A 23935-nucleotide genomic window follows, 5' to 3' on the forward strand; every position below is an offset into this window, starting at 1 on the left:
AAGAGATAAATTTATATGCAACAAAACACTTCAAATGTATCTGGATCTCATCTTTGACCCTGATTTCTATGCTCATGATCATAAATTACAAGCTAAAGAAAAGAATAGCTCAAATTTGGAATTGACCATATAAGCGATTCTTTTCTTATTTTAAGTTTAGCTTTAACGTATATTTAATAAATGTTGACGCTTTTTCACCTGCTGCCCAACCTGTCCTACCAACGACTCGACCACGCCATCAACATCTGATTTGATCTGTTGTTGAATCTTCATCGCTTCAAGAACGAGTAAAGTCTGTCCTTTAACCACCTGATCACCAACATTCACCAATAAGTTAACAATTGCACCATCCATTGGCGCACGGATTTTACCATCGCCTATCACTTCAACTGCTTCAGGGGCTGCATAAGTGGTATTTTCAATTAGTAAATTTCCATTATCTGTATCTAGATAAAGCTGATTTTGATCAAGCACATAATCCAGTTTACGGCGTACACCATCCACATGATAAATGATCTGTGTTGCATTAATCTCATGAATATAAATAAGTATTTGCTGGTCACATAAAGAAACTGTTACTTGATCATGCTCAGTTTGCACACGCAGCGATATGTGCTGATCTGCACATCTGAGTTTTAATGGAAAAGGAATCTTAATTCCAGTTTGAAAAGCGGATTTTGCTAGATTGGTCTGAGTAAATAGTGCTGCCGAAACTGCGAATATTTCAAGATTTGGCACACATTGATGCAGGCTAATATCATCCTGAAAATATTGCTGAATAAATGCAGTATTGGTATCACCCGCTATAATTATGGGATGGCGTAATACATTCACCAAAAACTGTTTATTGCTATTTACACCAAGTAATACACAATCCTCTACAGCACGAGCTAACAAGCGAATTGCGTCCTGACGGGTTTTACCGTAAGCAATCACTTTAGCGACCATAGGATCGTAATATGGACTAATTTCGCCTTGTGGTAACATGCCATGATCAATACGCACGTTTGGTAAATGAGCAGGTTGCCAACGTAATACTTTTCCAGTTTGCGGCAAAAAATCCTGACGTGGGTCTTCTGCATATAAGCGTACTTCAATGGCATGTCCATTGAGAGTCAATTGATGCTGCTGTAAAGGGAGAACTTCACCATTTGCTACTCGTAATTGCCATTCAACCAGATCTAGTCCAGTCACCATTTCTGTCACAGGATGTTCAACCTGCAAACGAGTATTCATTTCAAGGAAATAGAACTCCCCCGATTGATCTAACAAAAACTCAACTGTTCCTGCACCCACATAATCACAAGATCGGGCGGCTGCAACGGCCGCTTCACCCATTTTCTGGCGTAATTCAGAAGTCATCACGGGACAAGGCGCTTCTTCTACAACTTTTTGATGACGGCGTTGAATTGAACAATCTCGCTCAAATAAATACACATAATTACCATGCGTATCACCAAAGACTTGAATTTCTACATGACGAGGGGCAATCACCGCTTTTTCAATGATTAATTCACCTGAACCAAAAGCATTTTCAGCTTCGGAACGTGCTGTTTTTAAAGCTTCCAGAAGTTCAGACACTTGATGCACTAAACGCATACCACGTCCTCCACCACCAGCGGAAGCTTTAACCATCACAGGAAAACCAATTTTTTTTGCTTGCTCTGCTAAATATTCAATGTCTTGTTGATCGCCCTCATAACCAGGAACGCAGGGTACACCTGCCTCAATCATGGCAATTTTTGATAAACGCTTGCTCCCCATTAAATGAATGGCGGCTGCATTTGGACCAATAAAAGTAATCCCATTGTCACTACAAGCTTGAGCAAAATCAGTATTTTCAGACAAAAAACCATAACCTGGATGTACCGCATCAGCCCCTGTTTTTTTGCAAGCTTCGACAATATTGGCGATAGATAAATAAGATTCAGAAACTTTGGATGCTCCAATATGCACTGCTTCATCGGCAACTTGAACATGGCGAGCATTTTTATCAGCATCTGAATACACAGCCACGGTTTGATAGCCCATTGCTTTCGCTGTTTGCATCACTCGAACTGCAATTTCACCACGATTTGCCACTAATACTTTTGAAAATGCCATTTTTTAAATCCCTATTCAGCCCAATTTGGCAAGCGTTTTTGAATGAATGCCATTGTCCCTTCTTGCCCTTCAATACTGGCAACGGCTTGGGCAAATTGATGCGCAGCATCATCCAGCAAAGTGTCTAAAGGCTCAGTGAGTGTTCGATGTAATAAAGCTTTGGTATTTCGAGATGCTAATGGCGCAGCACGTTTAATCTGTTGAATGGTGTCACGAAGCAATTGCTCAAGCTCAGTTTCATCACGCACCACTTCATGAACTACACCTAATTTGAGCGCAGTCTCACCATTAAAGCGTAAACCTAGCAATGCCAAACGACGTGCTTGAGTTAATCCAATTCGTTTTACAACAAAGGGGGCAATTTGCGCGGGCAACACCCCTAAACCTGTTTCAGGTAAACCAAAATAAGCATTGTCACGGCTGATTGCGATATCAGAAACACAGACCAAACCGAATCCGCCACCGAGCACCGCACCCTCCAAAATTGCCACAACCGTTTGCGGAGCCTGATCTACTTGTTCAATCATGGCACCAAAACAGCGATTAAAATCAACATAGGGCTGTAAGTTCTCTACATTGGTAGCTTCAGCACGTAATGCCGACATATCTTTAATATCGCCCCCAGCACAAAAGTGCCCGCCCTTACCGCGTAAGATCACCGCGCGGATCGAAATATCGTCTGCAATCTGAGCAAAGACCTGTTGGATCGCCTTGACCATTTTTAAACTCATGGCATTGCGACTATCTGCACGATTTAGCCAGAGCGTTAAAATACTGCCTTGTTGTTCAAGCTGGATACTGTCGTCCACTGCTAAATCACTCAGAGAAGTTGAAAGTGTCATGTTTCTTCTCCTAGTTTTTCTGTTTTTTTGGCAAAATATCCATGAGCTTGCAGATGATGCCTAACATAATTTCATCTGCACCACCCCCAATCGAACCTAGACGACCGTCACGGTACAATTGCGATGCAGGGTTATCCCACATGAAGCCATTTCCTCCCCAATATTGCAGACAACTATCTGCCACTTCACGCGTTAAACGCCCTGCTTTAAGTTTTGCCATCGATGCCATCATGGTGACATTTTCACCCGCAATGTGTTGCTCACAGGCTTGATAGGTCAGAGCTTTTAAGGCTTCAACTTCAGTCATGAGTTCAGCAAATCGGAAGTGTACATATTGGTTATTGATGAGCGGCTGTCCAAACGTTGTACGTTCTTTGGTGTAATCAATAGTTTGTCGAATGACTTTTTCTAAACCACCAATCGCATTGGCACAGGCCCACATACGTTCCTCTTGAAACTGCATCATTTGCATCATGAAACCCATGCCTTCTGCACCAACCAAATTACGCTGTGGCACTCGAACATTATCAAAATAGACTTGAGCAGTCGTGGTTGAACGCATTCCCAATTTATTGAGGGGTTCTGAAAAACTAATTCCTGCGGTTTTTGCAGGAACAATTATCATAGACTTATTGACGTGTGGTTTATCATCAGAAGTATTGGCAAGCAAACAGAAGAAATCTGCTTGAAGTGAATTGGTAATCCACATCTTACTGCCATTAATCACATAATCATCACCGTCTTTTTTTGCTGTAGTTTTGACTGCTGCTACGTCTGAACCCGCATGAACTTCTGATACAGCAATCGATGCCACATATTCGCCACGAATCGCAGGATTTAAAAACTCCTCTCTTAATTCCTTACCACCAAAACGAGCAAGCGCAGGTGTTGCCATATCGGTTTGTACACCAATGGCTAATGGCACACCGCCACATGCAGCGCGCCCCAATTCTTCTGCCACGACAAGATTATAAGAATAATCTAAACCTAGACCGCCATTTTCTTCAGGTTTACAGATACCGAGTAAGCCTAAATCTGCCATTTTCTTAAACACTTCATGAATCGGGAAACGCCCTGCTTCTTCCCATTCTGGAATAAACGGATTGAGTTCATTTTCTACAAACTGACGTGCGGTACGGCGTAAAGCATCATGCTCTTCGGTAAATTTCATTATTTTTTTCCTTAAATTAAATCTTGTTGATTCAATCTCCCCAACCTCTTTTGACGACATAGTAGAGAAATAAATTCCTCTATAAAAAGCTTAGCAAAAGAGATTTCTCAGGGATGATTTCTTAAAATCTCGACACACCAAAACGAGTGGGATTTAACTCTCGTTGCTGTGCTTCATAAATCGTTTGTAATAAAAATATCAATACCTTACGTGTATCACGCGGGTCGATAATGCCATCATCATGCAACATCGCAGTATTGAATAAAGCTGTTGATTGCTGTTCCAGTTTCACCGAGGTACTTTGCTCAAGAAGATCTAGCATTTGCGGGTTAGGTTCCATTCCCGACGCTTTTTGCTTAGCTTCAGCGACAATGCGTAAAACTTTACCTGCCTGCGCAGCCCCCATCACCGCAACATGTGAATTTGGCCAAGCAAAAATAAAATCAGGCGATAAACTCCGTCCACACATTGCATAATTGCCTGCCCCATAAGAGCCAGCCACAATAATCGAGATTTTTGGTACGGTTGCATTTGCAACAGCCTGAATCAGTTTAGAACCATGTTTAATAATGCCATTTTGTTCAGCATCGGTTCCCACCATAAAGCCAGTCGTATTATGCAAAAATAAAAGTGGCCGTTGGGTTTGCTCACAAAGATGAATAAACTGAGCTGCTTTTGCTGCACCTTGTGGTGTGATCGGGCCATTATTGCTAATCACGCCAACATGCATCCCGCCTATTTTTGCCCAACCACACACCGTTAAAGCATCATATTCCTGTTTAAATTCCAGAAAATCTGAATCATCGATCACACGTGTAATGATTTCTTTCATATCAAAAGGTTGCTTTGGGTCTTTTGGGATAATACCGAGCAATTCTTCGATTGAATAATGAGGCTCTTTGTAATCATAAATAGGCTGTGTGACGTGTTCTTTCCAGTTCAGATGCTCAAAAATTTCGCGGGCAATACGAATACCATCAGCATCATTTTCCGCCAAATACTCTGCCACACCTGACACTTGGGTATGCATTTCTGCACCACCTAACTCTTCAGCCGTTGCAACTTCACCAGTCGCTGCCAACAGTAAAGGAGGACCAGCGAGTAGCATTTCAGTTTGTTTGCGAACCGCAATTACATAATCGGATAATCCCGGTTGATAGGCCCCACCAGCAGTCGCATTACCATGCACCACCGAAATTTGTGGAATACCTGCCGCAGACATGCGAGCCTGATTGGCAAAAGTCATACCGCCATTAGTAAATACTTCCGCAGCATAATTCAGATTTGCACCGCCACTTTCAGTCAAGGTAATAATCGGTAATTTTTGTTCAAGCGCAATTTTTTGTAAGCGTAAAGATTTTTGTACGCCCATTGGAGATATGGTTCCGCCTTTAATTGCACTGTTACTGGCCGTTATTAAAGCTCGGACACCACTGACAAAACCGATTCCCGCAATAATGCCACCTCCTGCATCCGAGCCATCTTTATCATCATGCAGGTTATAACCAACTAGACTGCATAGCTCAATAAAAGGTGAATTGGCGTCAAGAAGTAAGCGCACACGTTCATGCGGTAAGATTTTGCCTTTTTTATCAAATTTGGGCTTTGCTGCATAAGATTTATCAATCCCTTTTTGCTGTATAGCACGAACATCTGCAAGCTGGTTCAGTAAAGCTTCGCGATTTTGTTGGTATTGTTCATTTCCTACTACAATTTCAGATTGAAGAATTGTCATAATTTAATCCTTCTTTTCGAGTTGGTCTTTTAGTACCTCTGGAATAAAGGCACGATGGAAACCGTTAAATGACTGGCTATTGGTTGCATCTGCCAATGGATACATACGTGTTCCTTGCGAAGCTGCGCCATCAACTCTTAAAGTGACACCTGAAATAAACGCTGCTGCATCTGATAACAAATAGCAAATCGCGGATGAAATTTCAGATTCAGTCCCCATTCGTTTTAGGGGGACATTCCCTGCCAAGCTTGGAATAATCACTTTGGCAAAGTCACCACTATAATTGTCCATTCCTGATGAAATGATCCAGCCAGGTGCAACGGCATTGACTCGAACGCCTGAACGACCCCATTCAACTGAAGCTGTTTTGGTTAGATTGTCTACACCTGAACGCGCTGCACCTGAATGCCCCATACCTGGCATTCCGCCCCACATATCTGCGGTCATGTTAACAATGCTACCGCCATGTTTTGCCATCCATTGATTGTATGCTTCGCGCATTAGATAAAAAGTTGAATGCAAGTTATTACGGACTACAGCATCAAAACCATTTGCAGAAATACTGTCTAAGCTCGAAGGAAACTGTCCGCCTGCATTGTTCACCAAACCATCAAGTTTGCCGAACTTTTCGATGACATCAGCAATCATATTCTTGACAGCTTCTTCATCACGGTTATCACAAACGGTGAAATGGACTTTGCCCCCATCGTCACTGATCTCAGCAGCGGTTTTTTCAAGTTTTTCAATTTTTCGCCCTGTAATCACAACTTGCGCACCTAGTGATGCAAGTTCGTGTGCTGTGCAACGCCCAATACCAGAACCACCACCCGTGACGATAATCACTTTGTCAGCAAATGCATCTGCCCTAAAAATTGATTGATAGCCCATTTTGCGTTCTCTCCTTACTTATTTTTCTAACAATTGCTGTGGTAATTTAACTGGCATATCCAATAATTGCTGTGCAAAAGCTTTCCCTTGCGGATCAATGCGTAAACTGGCAATTCCACCTCCACCCAATGCATTTTCCAGTATAAAATTTAAAGCATTCATAGCGGGTAATTCATAACGAATGACTTTGGATGTATTTGGATCTAAAACATGCTGCATATAATTTGCAACATTCGATTCAGTCAACGCTGCCCGAATCCACGGTAAATATTCTGCTTTACGCGCAATCACCCCGATATTGCTATGATTACCCTTGTCGCCACTTCTGGCGTGAGCAAGATCAATCAATGCAACCTCTATTTCATCACCCTGATATGTGGCAACTTCACCCACTGGATGTTGCTGAATGTTGTGTGTAGTAGAACCTTGCGGGATTTGAACAGGATGACGCTGCCCTGCAAAATCCACTTCAACATTGACCTGATTTTTATCAATTAAAAAAGAAAAAAGTTTAATTACAGGCGAAGCTTTGGGGCGACCACCCACAATCCCCGCTAAAGCAGGTGCCATGCCTGTTGATGCTTGAGCGATTTCAGAAGCAAAGAACATACAGGCTTCTTTAAACAAATGTTTAACCGCAATCTTAACCACCACTTCACGGCTATCTTTTATTCTTGAATGAGCACCATATGTACTTTCAACACCTAAAATTTCCACCGATTTTTCACTAAAAGGAGGTACTGAACGTAAAGCTAATACTCTTTCGCATTTTGTTAAAATTGCATCGGCAATCATCTGGGCTTTTTCTGGTGCTTCGCGACCTGCAATTAAAAAACTGACTAAAACGCGATAACCATCGGCATAAGTCGCACTGACTTTATATTGCTGCGTTGCTGCTGTTCCTGTTGCACCTGTTACTTTAACTCGATGTTCACCTACCCGTTCTAAATGAACTTGACTAAAATCTGCCGTCACATCTGGAAGTAAATACGCTTGTGGATTGCCAATTTCATACACAATTTGTTCAGCAACGGTTGCGGTTGAAACCAAACCACCAGTCCCTTGAGGCTTAGTCACGATAAAAGAAGCATCTGCGCTGACTTCTACAATTGGAAAACCCATATTGTCAAAGCCTTGTACCAATCTCCAATCTGTAAAGTTTCCGCCTGTACATTGTGCGCCACATTCAATCACATGCCCTGCCAATGAACCTTGTGCCAGCTTGTCATAATCATCGAGTGACCATTTAAACTCATGCAATAAAGGTGCAAGCACTACTGCCGAATCGACAACTCGACCCGTAATCACAATATCAGCCCCTAAATTCAACGCATCTCGAATTGCCACAGCACCTAAATAAGCATTGCTACTGGCAAGCTGTTCAGGTAATGGTGCGTCATTAAACATTTCATGAATATTTTGCTTTAACAGCTCAGCCTGTTGTGCTAATAAATTATCCCCTAAAACCACCGCGACTTTTAAATTCAGCCCTTTTTCATCAATAATTTTCTGTAATGCATCACGACACGCTAATGGATTTACTCCCCCTGCGTTACTAATTACTTTGATTTTTTTATTCGCAATTTTTTCAATCAGAGGTGACATCACACGACTGACAAAATCTAGTGCATAGCCATGATTTGGATCCGTCATCATCGCCTTTGCCATAATTGACATGGTAATTTCAGACAAATAATCAAACACCAAGTAGTCTATATCACTTAAATGTACCAACTGAAATGCAGCAGTATTGGTATCGCCCCAAAAACCTGACGCACATCCAATTTTAATTACCTTTTGATCATCCTGTTTGATACTTGTCATGTGCTTTCTCATTGTTATTTCTAAAAACGCTTCAACATTACCAAGCAAGTGCTTGGTTTGTAAAGTGCATAATGCTATGCTGTATTGGCAAAAATAGACAAAATCAAGCAAATGCTTGTTATAAAAAGATAAGACAATTCATGAAATGAATTTTGTTACAATACCTTTAGACTTGATAGGATAAATAGACTGGCATGATTGCAACTTCAATTGAGCAAATTCCCAAAATTGTATGTTTTGATGAAAGCCCACGTGGACGTTTATTGCTTGGTGCTGCCTATCTGTTTTATAAGCAAGGTTATGATAAAACCACTGTACGCCAACTTGGTGAGTTCATTGGAATTCAGTCAGGTAGCTTGTTTCATCATTTTAAAAGTAAGGATGACATTCTTGCTACCGTGATGGAGCAAACCATCATCTATAACTTTGCACGTTTAAAAGAAGCCGCTGAACGCTCGCATGATCCTGAACAGCAATTACGTCATTTGATCAAAGCTGAGCTAGTTTCGATTGCAGGAGATACAGGTGCTGCCATGGCAGTACTGGTTCATGAATGGTTTTCTCTATCAAAAGAAAAACAAGATTATCTTCTAAAAATGCGTAATGAATATGAGCAAGTATGGCTAGATGTAATTGAAAAATTACGTGCGCAGGGTAAAGTTAAACATGATGCTTTTATCTGGCGGCGTTTGCTCGGCGGTGCTATTTCTTGGACAGTCACATGGTATAAGCCAGAAGGGAAAATTAGCATTGAAGAGTTAACTGAAATGGTTCTGGACATGGCGATAAAACCAGTATAAAAAACAAAACTGCAAAAAAAAGCTTAAACATGTGTGTAAAGCATATAAGTATTCATACCGTCGGTGAGGATGAAATTTTTGCAGAACTAGATATCAAATATATTATCTATTCTATCCAAGAAATGATTTTAAGGGGCTAGTAAATTAATACCCCAGTTGCCGACTCACCAAATCTTTCATAATTTCTTCAGCACCGCCACCAATCATATTGACTTTGACCTCGCGGTAAATCCGTTCTGATTTTGTGCCACGCATAAAGCCCATGCCACCCAAAGTCTGAACCGCTGCATCCGCGCAAAATTGCATCGTTTGAGTTGCGACATTTTTTAACATACAAATTTGAGCAATGAACTCATTTCCCTGCAATTCAGGCTTACCCAAACGATAAGCTGTATCTTCTAACAATGCACGAGTTGTAGTAAGACGCGTTGCCATCTCGACCAGCTTATGTCGAACGACTTGATGATCAATTAAGCGCTTTCCAAAAGTTTGACGTTGTTTCGCCCAGTCCAGAGCTTCTTCATAACACACCAAAGCATAACCATAACTACTTGCTGCAAGAAAAAAACGCTCCATATTAAAATTATTCATGATCACAAAAAAACCCATATTTTCTGCACCAAGCAAATGTTTGACGGGGACTCGCACATTATCGAAATGCAACTGTGCGGTGTCCGATGCCCACCAGCCCATTTTATCCAGTTTGGTTTTGGTAATACCCTCACTGTGTGCATCTATCAACAACATGGAAATACCATTCGCCCCCTTAGCATGAGGATCTGTTCTTACTGCAACGGTATAATAATCTGCACGAATACCTGAGGTAATAAAGGTTTTTTCGCCACTAACAATATAATCATCACCCTCTCGTATTGCTTTAGTTTTGAGAGTCGCAACATCTGATCCACCACTTGGCTCTGTAATCGCTAAAGCAGAAATTTTTTCTCCAGATAAAATTTTTGGTAAAACTTCAGCTTTAAGGTCTTCTTGGGCAAAGTGCTGAATTGGTGGGGAGCCAATCGTATGCGAAAGCAACGATGCCGCTAAACCACCCGATGCACATTTCGCCAACTCAATCGAAGCAAGTAAAGTATAAAAAGCATCGGTTCCTGCAACTCCACCATATTGCTCATCAAATCCCACCCCTAATAAGCCAATATCTGCTGCTTTTTGATAAAGCTCACGAGGAAAAGTTTCCGCTTCATCCCATTCGTTGATAAAAGGAATAATCTCTTTTTCCGTAAAGCGTCTCACACTGTGAGCAAAAGCTAAATGTTGCTCTGTGTAATATAAAGGATTGAGTTGCATAGTTGCATCCTGCAATGACTGATCATTGTTTTTAAATATTTATATGGCATCTAAAGTATCAAAATCACCAAAACCAAGCAAGCGCTTGGCAAAATAAAACTTAAAATATATTTACTTGGTTTCTATTCAATGATTTAAAATACTTTGAAAATAATCTAAATATTTTTCAATAGCATAAGCCAAGAACTAAAGGTTATGATCAATTAACATTGTATTTATTTATCTTTTTTCTGAGGCTAAGTACACGTTACCCCCTTAATATTTACTACTTTTTTAGCATTCATCATCACGACTGAATCAGCAATATTTTCAATGATTCGGTTCAGTGATTGAGTCGATGCCGCTACAATATTATTTATTTTTCTACTTTCACCCTGAATAGGTACAGTAAAACTGGTTCTACAACTCAATGAATGATTCTGTAAATTGGTTTGAGGCGAAGCAGATGGAGTCATTGCAACAGGTACATCTGCTTTAATAATCCAAGTCACCATCACATTTATATAGTGATTATCAGAATTGGAAGACATGTGATGAGTAGAATCATCAATCACATCAAAATTTGAAAAATCTGCCGCAATACGATATGCCATTTGACCTGCCGTCATCCCACTATTATAACGATCGACAGCACCTAACTTTTGTTGTAATCCAGCCGATAAACCATCACGTAATTGGGTACTTAAAGTCGACGTCCAGCGGTCATTGTCCAATACTTTAGATTTCCCTTGATGATCCTGCACCACAATAGATGCCCGATCGAGACGATCAGGCAATCCTACAGGCAATACTTCAATCACTTGTACACCTGAATTCACTATCGGTGTGACTTTAGACTGTAACGTATAATAATTTGGTGTAGGTGAACTTGAGCAAGCACTGACCAATACCCCTACTACTATCGTCATGACTGATAGTCTTAAAGCATTTTTATTTTTCATTACGATCTACCTCAGGAGTTTTACCTCGAATCAGAGATTCAGGATGCTGTTCAATATAATCTGCCATTAACTCTAAAGAGGCGGCTGCACGAGTCATTTGCTGCAAGGCACGGCGCACATCACGTTGCATAGGTGCATCACTTGAAAGAATTGATTCGGTAGAACGTAAAGTACCACGCACATCATTCAAGGTAGACTGTAATTCTGGTGCAACTTTACCATCGAGCTGTTGAACAAGCTGATTGGTCGAATCGATCGCATTATTCATATTCCCCAATGTTTTACGCATATCCTGACCAATTTCAACCAATGGGAATTTAGTCAATTTATCTGCAATTTGAGAAACCTGTGCCTGTAAACCTTTTAACTCAGATGGCATAGTGGGTACTTCAAAGCGACCCGTTGGCAATACTTTTATCGCTGCTGGTTTAGCCTTAGGGAACAGATCAAATGCAATATAATTTTGACCAGTCAATAAATTGCCTGTTCGCATTTGCGCTCGCCAACCGTTTTGAACAAAGCGTTTAAAAATTTCACCATCAGGATCCATATCCTGACCGTGCGCTAATCGGGATGGGTAAATGTTGCCTTCGGCACGCATACGTACATGCGTATAATTACGATCAAACTCAGCATTGATCGACTTAATATCACCAATATCAATACCCATAAAGTCGATTGGAGCGCCAGCACTCAAGCCACGTAATGATTGATCAAAGTACATTACAACTTTAATTGCTTTACCATCAGGATCTTTTAAAGCTTCTGATTTAGAATCCCATAAATTAAAATGAGTTAAATTCTGGGCGATCGGCGCATCGGAATTATCAGGATATCCAAAAGCAATACCGCCTGCCACGATACTTGCCAACGATTGGGTGTCGAGATTAAATCCTGATGCATTCAGGGTTACATCCACACCACTAGCCTGCCAAAAACGTGCATCCTGCGTGACAAATTTATCATATGGCGAACGGATAAATGTTTGAAGATCAACATGTTTACCATCTTGCGCCAAATTATAAGCTGTAATTTGACCGACATTAATTCGCCGATAATAAATAGGTGACCCAATATCAAGTGAACCTAGATCTTTTGCCTTTAAGAAAAATCTTTTACCTGGGACATCAGAGGTGACAACAGGGGGTATTTCCAAACCATTAAACTCTTCTTTTTTCTCTTTGGCTTTACCGCCATCGACTTCAATATATGAACCAGAAAATAAAGTGTCTATTCCTGAAACACCACTTGTACCAACCCTTGGGCGAACCACCCAAAAACGCGAATCTTTTGCAGCAAAATTACTGGCATCCTTGCGTAATTCTATTTTGGCAATGACGTGCGAACGATCATCTGAAAGTGTAATTTCTCGAACTAACCCGATGTCAACCTGTCTGTATTTTACTGTTGTTTTTCCAGCAACCAGACCCTCAGCAGATCGAAATGAGACATAAATTGTTGGCCCGATTGCCAGAATTGATTTAATTGCCAATGAAAGCGCAATTAACAAAGCAATCAAAGGAATCAACCAGATCAATGCAGGTCGCCATTTGCCCTTTTTTTTCTGAGGCTGTGGCAAAGTTGCTCCTACCTGATGATCTGTTTGTTTCAGATCATGATCTGAGTTGCTATTCGTTGTATTATTTTCCGTCATCATTCATATTCTTTTTTAGCGAGGCTGAAAAAAATCATTTTTAGATGGTAAATGATTTATCTGATTAATCATGGTCTTTTTCGTAGAATTAGGTTGCTTGTGTAATTTATTTTGAGAGGCGTAATAATTGTCCCAAATAATTCGTGGATCAAAACTTAACGATGCAAACATGGTCAATACAACCACTGCACCAAAAGCAACGGCGCCTGGCCCCGCTAAAATAGTTGCTAATGATTGAATTTGTATCAGTGCAGTTAATAACGCAACCACAAACACATCAATCATCGACCAACGGCCTACGAACTCAACAATACGATATAAAACACTACAATGGGAAGGTAACATATTCCATTGCGCAGAGGATTGCATTCGCACCACAAATACCAAAAAGTACAAAATTAGTAATTTCACCATTGGGATAAATATACTGGCAGTAAAAATTACGGCTGCAACAAAGTAATCGCCACTTTGCCAAAAGTAAATCACCCCACTCATTATTGTATCTTGTTGATGCCCCAATAATGAATCTGTAATTGTCATCGGCAATACATTTGCAGGAATATACAAAATGGTCGCGGCAATTACCAACGCCAATGTTCTGCTTTGGCTATGATCTTTGCGGATATGTAATGTACTTCGACATCTGCTGCAATATTGAGGCTGATCTGCTTGATGATTTTGTGAATTGAGCAAACCGCAACAATGACAGGAAACCAATGAAAGATTGATCGCTCTGGGTGTAACATGGTCAATACGGGCATCATCATCGGCGACATAATCATCTTGATGCAACTGCTGTCCAATCTGTTTGATCTTTTTCATGACATACACCGATCAACTTCATCCCAAATATCCTGAACTTTGACAGATGCGATATACACCAACAACAAACTTAATATCGCAAATGCCCATAAAGCGATACCTGGAATTACCACCACCATTCCCATCAATTTAACTAAAGTCACCAGCACCCCAATTAAAAAAACTTCAACCATCCCCCATGTTCGAAATACATAGATTATTCTTAACGCAGGGATCAAGTATTTTGGTCTGGTTTTAAAGACACTAACTGATGAAAAGATATAAGCCAATAACAATAAATCGGTCAGTGGAACAATAAACGTTGTAATCAAAATGAGAACGCCGACAAAACCTCGATCGATATGAAACATAGTCAAGGCTGCACCTAACAATGTCGTTTGAGATACATTGCCATTGAGTTCTACACTTACGATTGGAAAACTATTGGCTACAATAAAAATAATTAAGGCAGTAATGACCAACGCTAATAAGGTATTAAAAGGTTTGACCTGCCGATAAAGTTCAGCACCACAACAATTACAATATGCACGTTCCCCACGTTCAAGTTTTACTTTTTGATAAACCGCATCGCATTCTTCGCAGCAGCATAATGTTTTAAGTGACAGACTACCTGTACTTAACTGATCCTGATCAGAATTTTCTAAAAGTGAATACTTGGCAGTAGGCTCGCTCATAAACTAATCATGCTCTTTTATTGTTTATTTAATAAATTCGATATTTCCAGAAAACTTATCAGATCGTGTGAAATGATTTAGATTTTTTTCGTATTTTAAATACTTACATCCCATTGAATGAAAAAAAATGTTTTTATCCGCTCTTTTACAAGATCGCGCTCACTGTTATTTTATATCTTATCAAATATAGACAGACAACGATTGATCTGTTTCAGACAGACTTGAATTTTGTTACTTTGAGAACGCCATAAAACCCTGATAATTTAAAATCTGAGTAAATCTTTTAATTTGATTAAAACCAGCTTGCTCCAGCACATCAAAAGTTTGTTGTTCAGATAGTGCATAAAAATCATCTGACATACGCTTAAGCATTGCACTTGTTTGCACTTCGGTAAGTCCGTTACTTTCACCGATATTTTTTAAAGCATGTTGTTCTTGTTCGGAAGAAACTTCGGTTAAATCAAAAGTTAGAAATAAACCTTTTGCTTTAAGTCGCTTTTGAATCGCATGGAGGAACAACAACTTATTACTAAACGGGACAAAATGTGTCACCAATATTGAAAGTGCGGCATCGAAACCAGTTTTATCTTCTAAATCTGACACATCACCCAAAACAAATTGAACACGATGCTCTACATTCAAATCATGAATCGTTGCTCGTGCTTTCTCTAGCATCGTGGCCGATAAATCAGTTGCGGTAAACTGCCAATCTGGAAAAGTTTCCAATAAATAACGAAGTTCATAACCTGTTCCACAGCCAACCACTAAAATATGGGCAGATTCAGAGAGATAGGTTTTTAACAAGGCTTGTATCTGCTGATGCACCACTTCGTAACCTGGAATTAATTGACGAATATGTTGATCGTAACCATCCACGACTTGCTGTGATGTAAAATCTTTTGCCATATTATTTTATCCTTCTTATCTGTTTAGAACTTAGAATGGTGCCTGTCAATAATTGCATCACTCATGATTTGATAAATTTCTTTTAAATCTGTCCGATTAGCTTGTTGTAGCATATGTTGATGCATCTTAAGAATATTGTGATCCTCTCGAACTGCAGGCCCTGTTTGAACTTGTCTAGGATCATATTGTGTGGCTTTTTTAGCGGTCTCAAGAATTAAGGGATAAAGCAAAGAAAAATCGACTTTTTGCTGATCCACAATTTGTTTTGCCATGTCGTAGCAATAATTACTAAAATTACAAGCAAAAACCGCAGCCAGATGCAAACTTAAACGTTGTGAAGATGAATAAGCATAGACTTTACTACTTAGGCTATTTGCTAATTGTTCCAAGATTTCCAAGCTGTGCTGTTTAGTCGCCTCTATAAAAAAAGGAGTTTCAGCCCAATTAATTTCACGTTCAAAACTAAAGGTTTGCAGTGGATAAAATACACCTGCATTTGGATGTATCTCTGACAACACTTTAATATCTGTACTTCCCGAAGTATGAACAATCAAAACTTCAGATAATTGTGCTGAAATAGATTGCGCGACGGTTGCAATAGACTGATCACTCACTGCAACAATGAGTAAATCTATTTCTGAACTAAATTGATGATGGTCATCAATTGCTTGCGCTCCAACTTGATTGGCAAGCTTTTTTGCATGTTCGGGATTACGACTCTTGATTTGTACAATTTGATGCTGTTGTGCAAAGGCTTTGGCTAAATGTGTTGCAACTTTGCCAGAACCAATAAAACTAATCCGCATATCTCATCTCATTGATCGCAATAGGCGTAAGCATGCCAATAAAGAAAGGGCGAATCAATCGCCCTTTACAACTATCATGCTTTTACTCAAATCATTTAATTAAATGTATTATTTAAATAGACAATACGTTCCATAGTTCGATAGTTAAAGCACTTCGTGTATTGTATCTCTATGTTTTGATCGCTTAATGCCTGATCCCAGTAATTAGATTGTTTTTGATAAGTTTCCTTTTCTTTTTCAGGAATTTCATAGACAGACTTTTGAGCAAGAACTTTACAATCTACATCACGCTTTTCAAACCAGTCTGCTTGATCTTGTTTAAGTTGATCGCGCTGTTCTTCTGTAAAGTTATCCCACGTTTGATTCAGTCTTTCAACTTGTCTCTGATTTTCAGCATCTAATTCTTTTTTACGAATATCCATCGCCTGTTTTGCGAGATTGTATTGTGCAGCCACTTTTTGGTCATTATGGTCAATCATGGATTGATATTCTTTATTCTTTTCAACATAACTTTCAAAAAAAACTGCTTGTTCAGTGATAAAGGCGACCCCTTCCAATATCTCATTTTGATTCAGTACACTCAAACTCAAACCTTCTTTATCAGTCTTCGTGATATCATATAATAAATCACCACGCAATTCGTCATCAGTTACTTTCAAACCTGATTCATTATTATCTAGATAATCTTTCACAGTTGAATATCCGTGCTCTTCGCTATTCTCAATATAGACCTGATAAGCATTTTCTGCACGTTGCATTAAACCTTTAGGAAAATGTACAACCAATTGACTTTCACAGTTAAGTTGTTTTTCTGTTTGAGTATCTTCGGTCAAAGTTCGAATCGTTTTTATCTCAAACTTTAAGCTTTTATTAATGTTTTCTAGAATATTTCGATCAGCTTCATAATACCCAGAAGATTGGCGCAGTTTTTTCTCCATGACTTTTATATATTCAGACTTCAAATAACCTTGAATTTTATTAAGATTATCTTGATTGGTACAACTAAAATCTGCAACATTCTGAGCTTTATTTTCGGTTTTTTTATTTATAACGTAGTCACAACCACTGAATAAAACCCCAGTTAACAATGTCATTAAAATGATAAAATTCTTCATATTTTTTGAATCATAACTTTTGATTACTTGTATGAAGTACAGCCTAATGATATTACACCTACTAATCAAGTATATTGATTATTTTCGTATTAAACGCTAATTTATTTGTTATTTAATGATAAATATTTAAAATAATTACGCATTCTATCTAAAAATATAATTACTATGTAAATAAAAAAATTTCTACAACAACCTTAATGAATGTTAAGAGTATGACCAAAAATATAATCTTCTTTAGATTGAAAAACATAACTAAAACTACAACTCATCATAGAATCACAGCCTGCCTGAATTTTAAAAATCTCACAAAGATCAATAATATAACACTCAAACCACTCACTTTTCTGATTAAAAGAATGACGTGATCTAAGGTTAGAATAAAGTTTCTTTAACAGCGGTGTAATTGCTTCTACATGTGGACTAAACAACCATATTAAAATTTCATTTTCTTCGCATGCTTTAACTTGATATTCACCACAGTGATCTGGTTGTATAGAATAAAGTTGAATTTTATTGGGCTGATTATATGAATAAAGAAGTTTAGTGATCTGTATCTGAAAGTTTTCTACTTCTAGTTCTCTTAACATTCTTGATATTTTTAAACATTTAGGTAAAGTTTCAATTTTTGATTTCGCCAATTTTATAAAAAAATCAATTGCCCGGTAAATCAAAGTGACTTCACCTGCCCCAGTAATAACACCATTTTCCCATAAATATAATTTAGTCATACCATCAGAAAAAGAAAGTATATTTCCATCCTTATCTATCTTTACACTTCTGTTATCTGCTGCAATAATAACACTATCTTCAAGTTGAATCGCAATAATAAATGTCATATGCTAAAATAAATTAATAATTTAATTTTTATTGTATATTTTTTTATATTTAATAACTAGGGGAATAATTTTATGGCTAGTGGGTCTCAAATTATTATAAACAAGAATGGAGTTACCGTGATTACTCCAGGAAAGTTCGAATCCAAAGCAGGACAACATAAATTTGAGAATGGAGCCATAGTAAAATACCAGCTTCCACAAATCCCAGATATGAGCAACCCTTATGTTTTACAATATTTAGTTAAAAATAAAAAAAATCAGGCTATGGTAAATAAACCATATTTGTCTATAGATGAAGATGGAAATATACGAAAAGGGAAAACTGATGAAGATGGTTTTATGCAGTTGACTAAAATGCCCTCTCCTCAAAAAGTCACGACTTGGGTCATGATGAATGAAATTGAACAAGCAAAAGAAGAAGATATTGAGGATTAAACATGAGTACTCATTTCAGTCGCCTTAAACTCATCATTCAGGATCCACTTAAGTTCAAAGACTTAAATTATAAATTTATAGTGAGCAATAACCATACTAAAAAAGCAACTGTCTTTGATGGACATTTTAATGGACAAGGCCTAACAGAATGGACTGAAATCTACAATTTAAACACTACTTTAATTTATGAGATTTACTTAGGTGGAAAGTTACTTCAAAAGGTGGCTGCCAAAGCTTATCCCAATAAGAACAAACATAATGTATTTACAGTTAAGACCACGACCGAAATCACCAAAAATATAAAAGAGAATATTAAAGAAATTTATCTAAATGATGGTGAAGTTGCATAGTATCTCATCAAAAATACTGAAACTATGCTGAATTGGTCAAAAAAAGTATTTAAAAGACCACTGATTCCATCAGATTGGGACATTCTTAAAGCAAATAATACTCATATTTCTGACATAGCCCCTATCAAGTTATTAACGCCAGGTACGGTTGTTATTCTTTCCAATTCAACTACGGCCAAAGCCTTACCAAAATATAAAAAATATGCACAAGAAGCACAGAAAAATTTAGATGAGATGCAAAAAGATAAAAATTTCGATGCAGTCTTTTTTGCTCAAAATTATGAGTTTTTTTATGATGCTATGCTAAATAAGAATAGTAAAATATCTCATCAAAATATTTTAGAAAATAATAATGATCCCTTGGTTCTTAAATTTGATCAGCATTCAAATGACAGTACTGCTGCTTGGGGATCCGTCCTAAAAGGTGGCATAGATGGTGCATTAAGTTTCTCTGATGGCATTGTTCAAAGAATGCATAAAATTCATGGAGAACTTGCCTTAAAAATGGCTGAGGAAAAAGCCAAAGGATCTAGTTTGGCTAATCCTAAAAACTTCAAGGCTTTTAAAAACAAGTATTCATATTTATATGATGAATTAAACAGAGAATCTCTAAAACAGATTTTTAAGTGGGATCGATCAATCAAGACTGACAATATGAGACGTATTATTAGCCAATCTACACTTGCAAGAGGAGAGGTTTATAAAGGTGGGATAAAAGAATATGTAAAAAAGATGAGTGAACTTGGGAAAATGAGTAAATATATAAAAGGTGGAGGATATTTATTCCTTGCTTTAGATGTTTACAATGCAAGAGATGCTATTGTCCATGCAAAAAATGAAGAAAAAGCAAAAACAACTGTTGTTGAAAGTTCAAAGATTGTTGGTGGTTTAATTGGCGGTAGTGCAGGAGCATTTATTGTACTTACAGTAGCCTCTGGTGGCACTTCATTAATTGTACTCGGTATTGCTGCGGGTGCTTCGGCTTTATTAGGATGGGGAGGAAGCGAATTATTTGGAGTCGCAGCAGACATAGCTTATGAAATTGCAGAAGTTAAAAGAAGTAAATGATTATGAATATATTTTTTATTTTATTTAAAGAGATCCCACTAATAATGTTTGGTTTCTTATTTTCTTTATTTTTTTTATAATTCAATACATTTACATAAACAAAAACCTGAAAGAAATTTGCAAAATTATGTTTAAATATGATGATCTTTATAAAGCCCCTTTGAATTATTTTGATTTTTATTTTCTAAGTGCCCTTCCCTTAGTTTTTTGGCGTGAAACACTCAACATAAAGAAAGGAACAAAATTCAAAAAACTTTATGGAAAAGAGTTTTATTTTAAAATTGAACGACATCAATTAAATAAACTACTTCACCAAAATCCTTATTTCTTTTACATTCAATATTTTGTATTTTTTTCTGGAATTTTCAGCTTGCTTTTTATGGCAATTGGCTGTTTTTTGATTAAATTTTCGTAAAATATTTAATTTTCAGCTATAAAGCAAATTTTTAGCTGTATGAAAATTAGTTAGCCATGAGATTTTAAGTTATATTGAATGCGAAACCCATAGTTTTTTAATGAATAACTTACTAACATGAATAAATTTTTATTATTTATAAAAACTATGCCATTTGTATTTTTGACTATAGTTTTCTCTTTTTTATATTTATTTTCTTTCGTAGTTCAGTACATTTATATAAACAAAAATCTAAAAGAAATTTGCAAGATTATGTTTAAATATGATGATCTTTATAAAGCCCCTTTAAATTATTTTGATTTTTATTTTCTAAGTACCCTTCCCTTAGTTTTTTGGCGTGAAACACTCAACATAAAAAAAGGAACAAAATTTAAAAAACTTTATAGAAAAGAGTTTTATTTTAAAATTGAACGACATCAATTAAATAAACTACTTCACCAAAATCCATATTTATTTTACATTCAATATCTTGTATTTTTATTTGGAATACTTAGTATGATTTTTATAGCTATTGCATGTTTTTTAATTAAATTCAATTGAACACATTTTATGATTACAAAATGCTTACCCAAAGCTCTATTGAGATTAGTTAAGAATACGTCGTTTTGTTACAATCAAAAGTTAAAACTTTTGATATTATTGAAGATAAAATGAGTAAATAATAGTGAGGATAATTTTTATTTCATTTAAATAGATCCCACTAATAATGTTTGGTTTCTTATTTTCTTTAATTTTTTATAATTCAATACATTTACATAAACAAAAACCTGAAAGAAATTTGCAAAATTATGTTTAAATATGATGATCTTTATAAAGCCCCTTTAAATTATTTTGATTTTTATTTTCTAAGTGCACTACCCTTAGTTTTTTGGCGTAAAACACTCAATATTCTTTCTCGATCATACCTATTCAAAATAAGTCCCCCAACTTAGTTGGGGGGGATTTTTTAAATAAAAAAAGTTTGAATGACTTTTCCAGTTAAAGTCTGATTTAAAAGTGGTGTATTTTTACCACTAGACAAAATACTTTTCTTTTCTACTGTCCACTGTAAATCAGGATCAACTAATACCCAGCCTTTTTCAGCCTGCCAACGCTCTAACATATTCGCAACTTGAGCAGGTGCTATGGTGACTTTCTCTACCCACTCAAGTGGTTCAAACAATCCTTCTTTGACCAATTGAACACCCAAAGCTACATAAGTATCAAAAGCACTAATTCCCGGCAAAGTTTCTGCAAATGGCATCATTTTCGCCGAACTACTTAAAGGTTCATGATGCGTACAAATTGCATCAATGACACCTGATTTTACTGCTTGGCGTAGTTGTTGTTTATCTTGCTCAGAACGCAAAGGCGGACGTACATGAGCCAATGAATTAAAACCATCAATTAAGGATTCAGTTAAATGTAACTGATGCATCGCAACATCAGCAGTTACAGGTAAGCCTTTGGTTTTAGCCGCTTCAATCAACTCAATTGATTTCCCAGAAGATAACAGTCCAAAGTGCGCGCGTACCCCAGTCGCTTCAATCATGATTAGGTATTTCGCAATCGCAATGGTTTCTGCAATCGCAGGAATCATCGGTAAACCTTGACGTGAAGCAATGAAGCCTTCATGCACACAGCCATCTTTGGCAATTTGTGCTTCTTCTGGATAAAACACTACGGTTAAGCCTAAACCTGCAGCATATTCCAGTGTGCGAATAACTACATCATCATCTTCAAAAGATGCATTGGCATTTGACACGGCGGTACAACCACCCTTTTTAAGTGCCGCCATATTAGCAGGTTGTTTGCCCATTAAACCTTGGGTCTGCGCGCCAATAATATGTAAATGAAACTGTCCATCCGTCCATGCTTTCTCAATTAAGCCATGAATCAAGGCACCATTGTCCTGCACAATCGGTTTAGAATCTGGTGGCGTAATCACATGTAAAATACCATTTTCACGTGCAGCCTTGCCTTCAGACTTCAAAGTACCATGTTGTTGTTGTCCTGGCTCTCGTACACGTGCGCACAAATCTACCATCGTTGGCATCAACCATTTACCTTGTGCATCGATACTTTCATCAATATGCTCAAGTGATTCAACACGTTTACCATTTTTTAAATAAACAGTTGTAATTAGGTCAATTTTCTCTACAGGATCAAGTAAACGGACATTTTCAAGTTTAATATTGCTCATGATGTTGATCCCTTATACCGCGACTGCTTCAATTAAACCCTGGTGCTGTAACTGCCCTTGCATTGTGAGTGCCAGAACCGCCATACGCACCGCAATACCATTGGTCACCTGATGCAAAATCACAGAGCGCGGGCCATCCGCAATGCTAGAATCGATCTCGACACCACGATTCATTGGGCCAGGATGCATCACAATACAATCAGGTTTAGCCAACGCCAAACGTTCCTGATTCAGTCCATACATACGATAAAATTCTGCTTGAGAAGACAATGCAGGCGAATCAATTCGTTCATTTTGAATACGTAGTGCGATGATGACATCACAATCTTTAACGCCTTCATCCATTTTATTGAACAAACGAACATGCTCACCATATTCAGTAAAACCAACAGGTAGCAATGTATTTGGGGCAATCACCCGTATATCTTTACAACCTAAAGTTTGTAAGGCAGCAACATCAGAACGTGCAACACGAGAATGTTTAATGTCACCAATAATTGCAACGCTGAGTTCTTCAAAAGGTTTATTGGTATCACGACGAATAGTCAGCATATCCAACATTGCTTGCGTTGGATGAGCGTGACGTCCATCTCCTGCATTAATAATCGCTAGATTTGGACAGACATCTTTAGCAATAAAATGTGCCGCACCTGAAGAGGAATGACGTACCACAAAGATATCTGCCGCCATTGCTTCCAAGTTCCAGAGTGTATCTCGCAAGGTTTCCCCTTTAGAGGTACTTGAACGTGCAATATCAATATTTAACACATTGGCAGACAAACGTTTCGCTGCCGCCTCAAAAGTAGTACGAGTACGGGTAGAATTTTCAAAAAATAAATTCATCACGGTACGCCCTTCAAGTAATGGCGTCGTGATCAACTGATTTTGATCATTTATAAAAGATTGCGCGGTATCGAGAATTTTTGTAAGCGTTTCTTTGGAAAGACCTTCGATGGTCAAAAAGTGTTTTAAATTGCCCTGCTGATTGAGCTGAATCTGACTCGGTGTATGCAATGCCGCCAAGTGCATGAGAGATTCCTTAGACGTTAAGTTAAGGCAT

Annotated in this window: 20 protein-coding genes and 1 pseudogene; 4 read left to right on the top strand and 17 right to left on the bottom strand. The window is 37.8% G+C overall.

The window, feature by feature from the left end:
* Positions 1-162: 162 nt before the first annotated feature.
* The 6 genes from A7A69_RS11275 to A7A69_RS11300 all read right to left on the bottom strand — a co-directional run bounded on the left by A7A69_RS11275 (position 163) and on the right by A7A69_RS11300 (position 8563).
* Entirely contained in the window at positions 163-2103 is a 1941-nt protein-coding gene (locus tag A7A69_RS11275) for an acetyl/propionyl/methylcrotonyl-CoA carboxylase subunit alpha (RefSeq protein WP_152877613.1), read from the bottom strand.
* A gap of 11 nt (positions 2104-2114) precedes the next feature.
* Complete coding sequence (locus A7A69_RS11280) at positions 2115-2945, bottom strand: enoyl-CoA hydratase/isomerase family protein (RefSeq protein WP_152877616.1); 831 nt, start codon at positions 2943-2945, stop codon at positions 2115-2117.
* Between the two features lie 10 nt (positions 2946-2955).
* A complete protein-coding gene (locus A7A69_RS11285) occupies positions 2956-4116 on the bottom strand; it encodes an acyl-CoA dehydrogenase family protein (protein ID WP_152877618.1) in 1161 nt (386 codons plus the stop codon).
* A 121-nt stretch (positions 4117-4237) separates the two neighbouring features.
* On the bottom strand, positions 4238-5851 hold the full coding sequence (locus tag A7A69_RS11290; RefSeq protein ID WP_152877620.1) for an acyl-CoA carboxylase subunit beta: 1614 nt from the start codon (positions 5849-5851) through the stop codon (positions 4238-4240).
* A 3-nt stretch (positions 5852-5854) separates the two neighbouring features.
* Entirely contained in the window at positions 5855-6739 is an 885-nt protein-coding gene (locus A7A69_RS11295) for an SDR family oxidoreductase (RefSeq protein ID WP_152877622.1), read from the bottom strand.
* An 18-nt stretch (positions 6740-6757) separates the two neighbouring features.
* Positions 6758-8563 carry an acyclic terpene utilization AtuA family protein gene (locus A7A69_RS11300; RefSeq protein ID WP_152877624.1) on the bottom strand — a complete coding sequence of 602 codons (1806 nt, stop codon included), beginning with the start codon at positions 8561-8563 and terminating at the stop codon, positions 6758-6760.
* A gap of 194 nt (positions 8564-8757) precedes the next feature.
* On the opposite strand from A7A69_RS11300, the gene A7A69_RS11305 reads away from it, so the two are divergent.
* Positions 8758-9363: a TetR/AcrR family transcriptional regulator gene (locus tag A7A69_RS11305; protein ID WP_152877626.1), complete on the top strand. Its 606-nt coding sequence runs from the start codon at positions 8758-8760 to the stop codon at positions 9361-9363.
* A gap of 144 nt (positions 9364-9507) precedes the next feature.
* Here A7A69_RS11305 and A7A69_RS11310 read toward each other — a convergent pair whose 3' ends face one another.
* From A7A69_RS11310 to A7A69_RS11350, 9 genes and pseudogenes are all read right to left on the bottom strand, one after another.
* Entirely contained in the window at positions 9508-10671 is a 1164-nt protein-coding gene (locus tag A7A69_RS11310; RefSeq protein WP_152877628.1) for an acyl-CoA dehydrogenase family protein, read from the bottom strand.
* Positions 10672-10907: 236 nt separating this feature from the next.
* Positions 10908-11612, bottom strand: a complete 705-nt coding sequence (locus A7A69_RS11315; RefSeq protein ID WP_152877630.1) for a PqiC family protein — start codon at positions 11610-11612, stop codon at positions 10908-10910.
* A complete protein-coding gene (locus A7A69_RS11320; RefSeq protein ID WP_151980180.1) occupies positions 11602-13266 on the bottom strand; it encodes a PqiB family protein in 1665 nt (554 codons plus the stop codon). Before A7A69_RS11320 ends, A7A69_RS11315 begins: the two co-directional genes overlap by 11 nt.
* A gap of 15 nt (positions 13267-13281) precedes the next feature.
* Positions 13282-14004: pseudogene (locus tag A7A69_RS11325) on the bottom strand (paraquat-inducible protein A); the annotation flags it as partial.
* An 80-nt stretch (positions 14005-14084) separates the two neighbouring features.
* The gene (locus tag A7A69_RS11330) at positions 14085-14762 is read right to left on the bottom strand and encodes a paraquat-inducible protein A (RefSeq protein WP_152877634.1); all 678 of its coding nucleotides are present in this window, start codon (positions 14760-14762) and stop codon (positions 14085-14087) included.
* 231 nt (positions 14763-14993) lie between these two features.
* Positions 14994-15668 carry a class I SAM-dependent methyltransferase gene (locus A7A69_RS11335; RefSeq protein WP_152877636.1) on the bottom strand — a complete coding sequence of 225 codons (675 nt, stop codon included), beginning with the start codon at positions 15666-15668 and terminating at the stop codon, positions 14994-14996.
* 23 nt (positions 15669-15691) lie between these two features.
* Complete coding sequence (locus A7A69_RS11340; protein WP_152877638.1) at positions 15692-16474, bottom strand: Rossmann-like and DUF2520 domain-containing protein; 783 nt, start codon at positions 16472-16474, stop codon at positions 15692-15694.
* 95 nt (positions 16475-16569) lie between these two features.
* A complete protein-coding gene (locus A7A69_RS11345) occupies positions 16570-17589 on the bottom strand; it encodes a DUF1311 domain-containing protein (RefSeq protein WP_152877640.1) in 1020 nt (339 codons plus the stop codon).
* Between the two features lie 194 nt (positions 17590-17783).
* On the bottom strand, positions 17784-18425 hold the full coding sequence (locus A7A69_RS11350) for an Ntn hydrolase family protein (protein ID WP_152877642.1): 642 nt from the start codon (positions 18423-18425) through the stop codon (positions 17784-17786).
* Between the two features lie 72 nt (positions 18426-18497).
* Here A7A69_RS11350 and A7A69_RS11355 point away from each other — a divergent pair, with 72 nt between their 5' ends.
* From A7A69_RS11355 to A7A69_RS11360, 3 genes are read left to right on the top strand one after another with little or no spacing between them, the layout of a single operon-like run.
* A complete protein-coding gene (locus tag A7A69_RS11355) occupies positions 18498-18860 on the top strand; it encodes a hypothetical protein (RefSeq protein WP_152877644.1) in 363 nt (120 codons plus the stop codon).
* A 2-nt stretch (positions 18861-18862) separates the two neighbouring features.
* Positions 18863-19210, top strand: coding sequence for a hypothetical protein (locus A7A69_RS16850; RefSeq protein ID WP_241675248.1), 348 nt, complete (start codon positions 18863-18865; stop codon positions 19208-19210).
* A 24-nt stretch (positions 19211-19234) separates the two neighbouring features.
* Complete coding sequence (locus A7A69_RS11360) at positions 19235-20278, top strand: hypothetical protein (protein ID WP_241675249.1); 1044 nt, start codon at positions 19235-19237, stop codon at positions 20276-20278.
* Positions 20279-21639: 1361 nt separating this feature from the next.
* On the opposite strand, the gene A7A69_RS11375 is transcribed toward A7A69_RS11360, so the two are convergent.
* Together A7A69_RS11375 and A7A69_RS11380 are read right to left on the bottom strand one after the other, a co-directional pair.
* On the bottom strand, positions 21640-22875 hold the full coding sequence (locus tag A7A69_RS11375; RefSeq protein WP_152877648.1) for a dihydroorotase: 1236 nt from the start codon (positions 22873-22875) through the stop codon (positions 21640-21642).
* Between the two features lie 12 nt (positions 22876-22887).
* The gene (locus tag A7A69_RS11380; RefSeq protein ID WP_152877650.1) at positions 22888-23904 is read right to left on the bottom strand and encodes an aspartate carbamoyltransferase catalytic subunit; all 1017 of its coding nucleotides are present in this window, start codon (positions 23902-23904) and stop codon (positions 22888-22890) included.
* Positions 23905-23935: the final 31 nt, after the last annotated feature.

Source organism: Acinetobacter guerrae (genome assembly GCF_009372255.1).
GTDB classification, from domain to species: Bacteria; Pseudomonadota; Gammaproteobacteria; order Pseudomonadales; family Moraxellaceae; genus Acinetobacter; species Acinetobacter guerrae.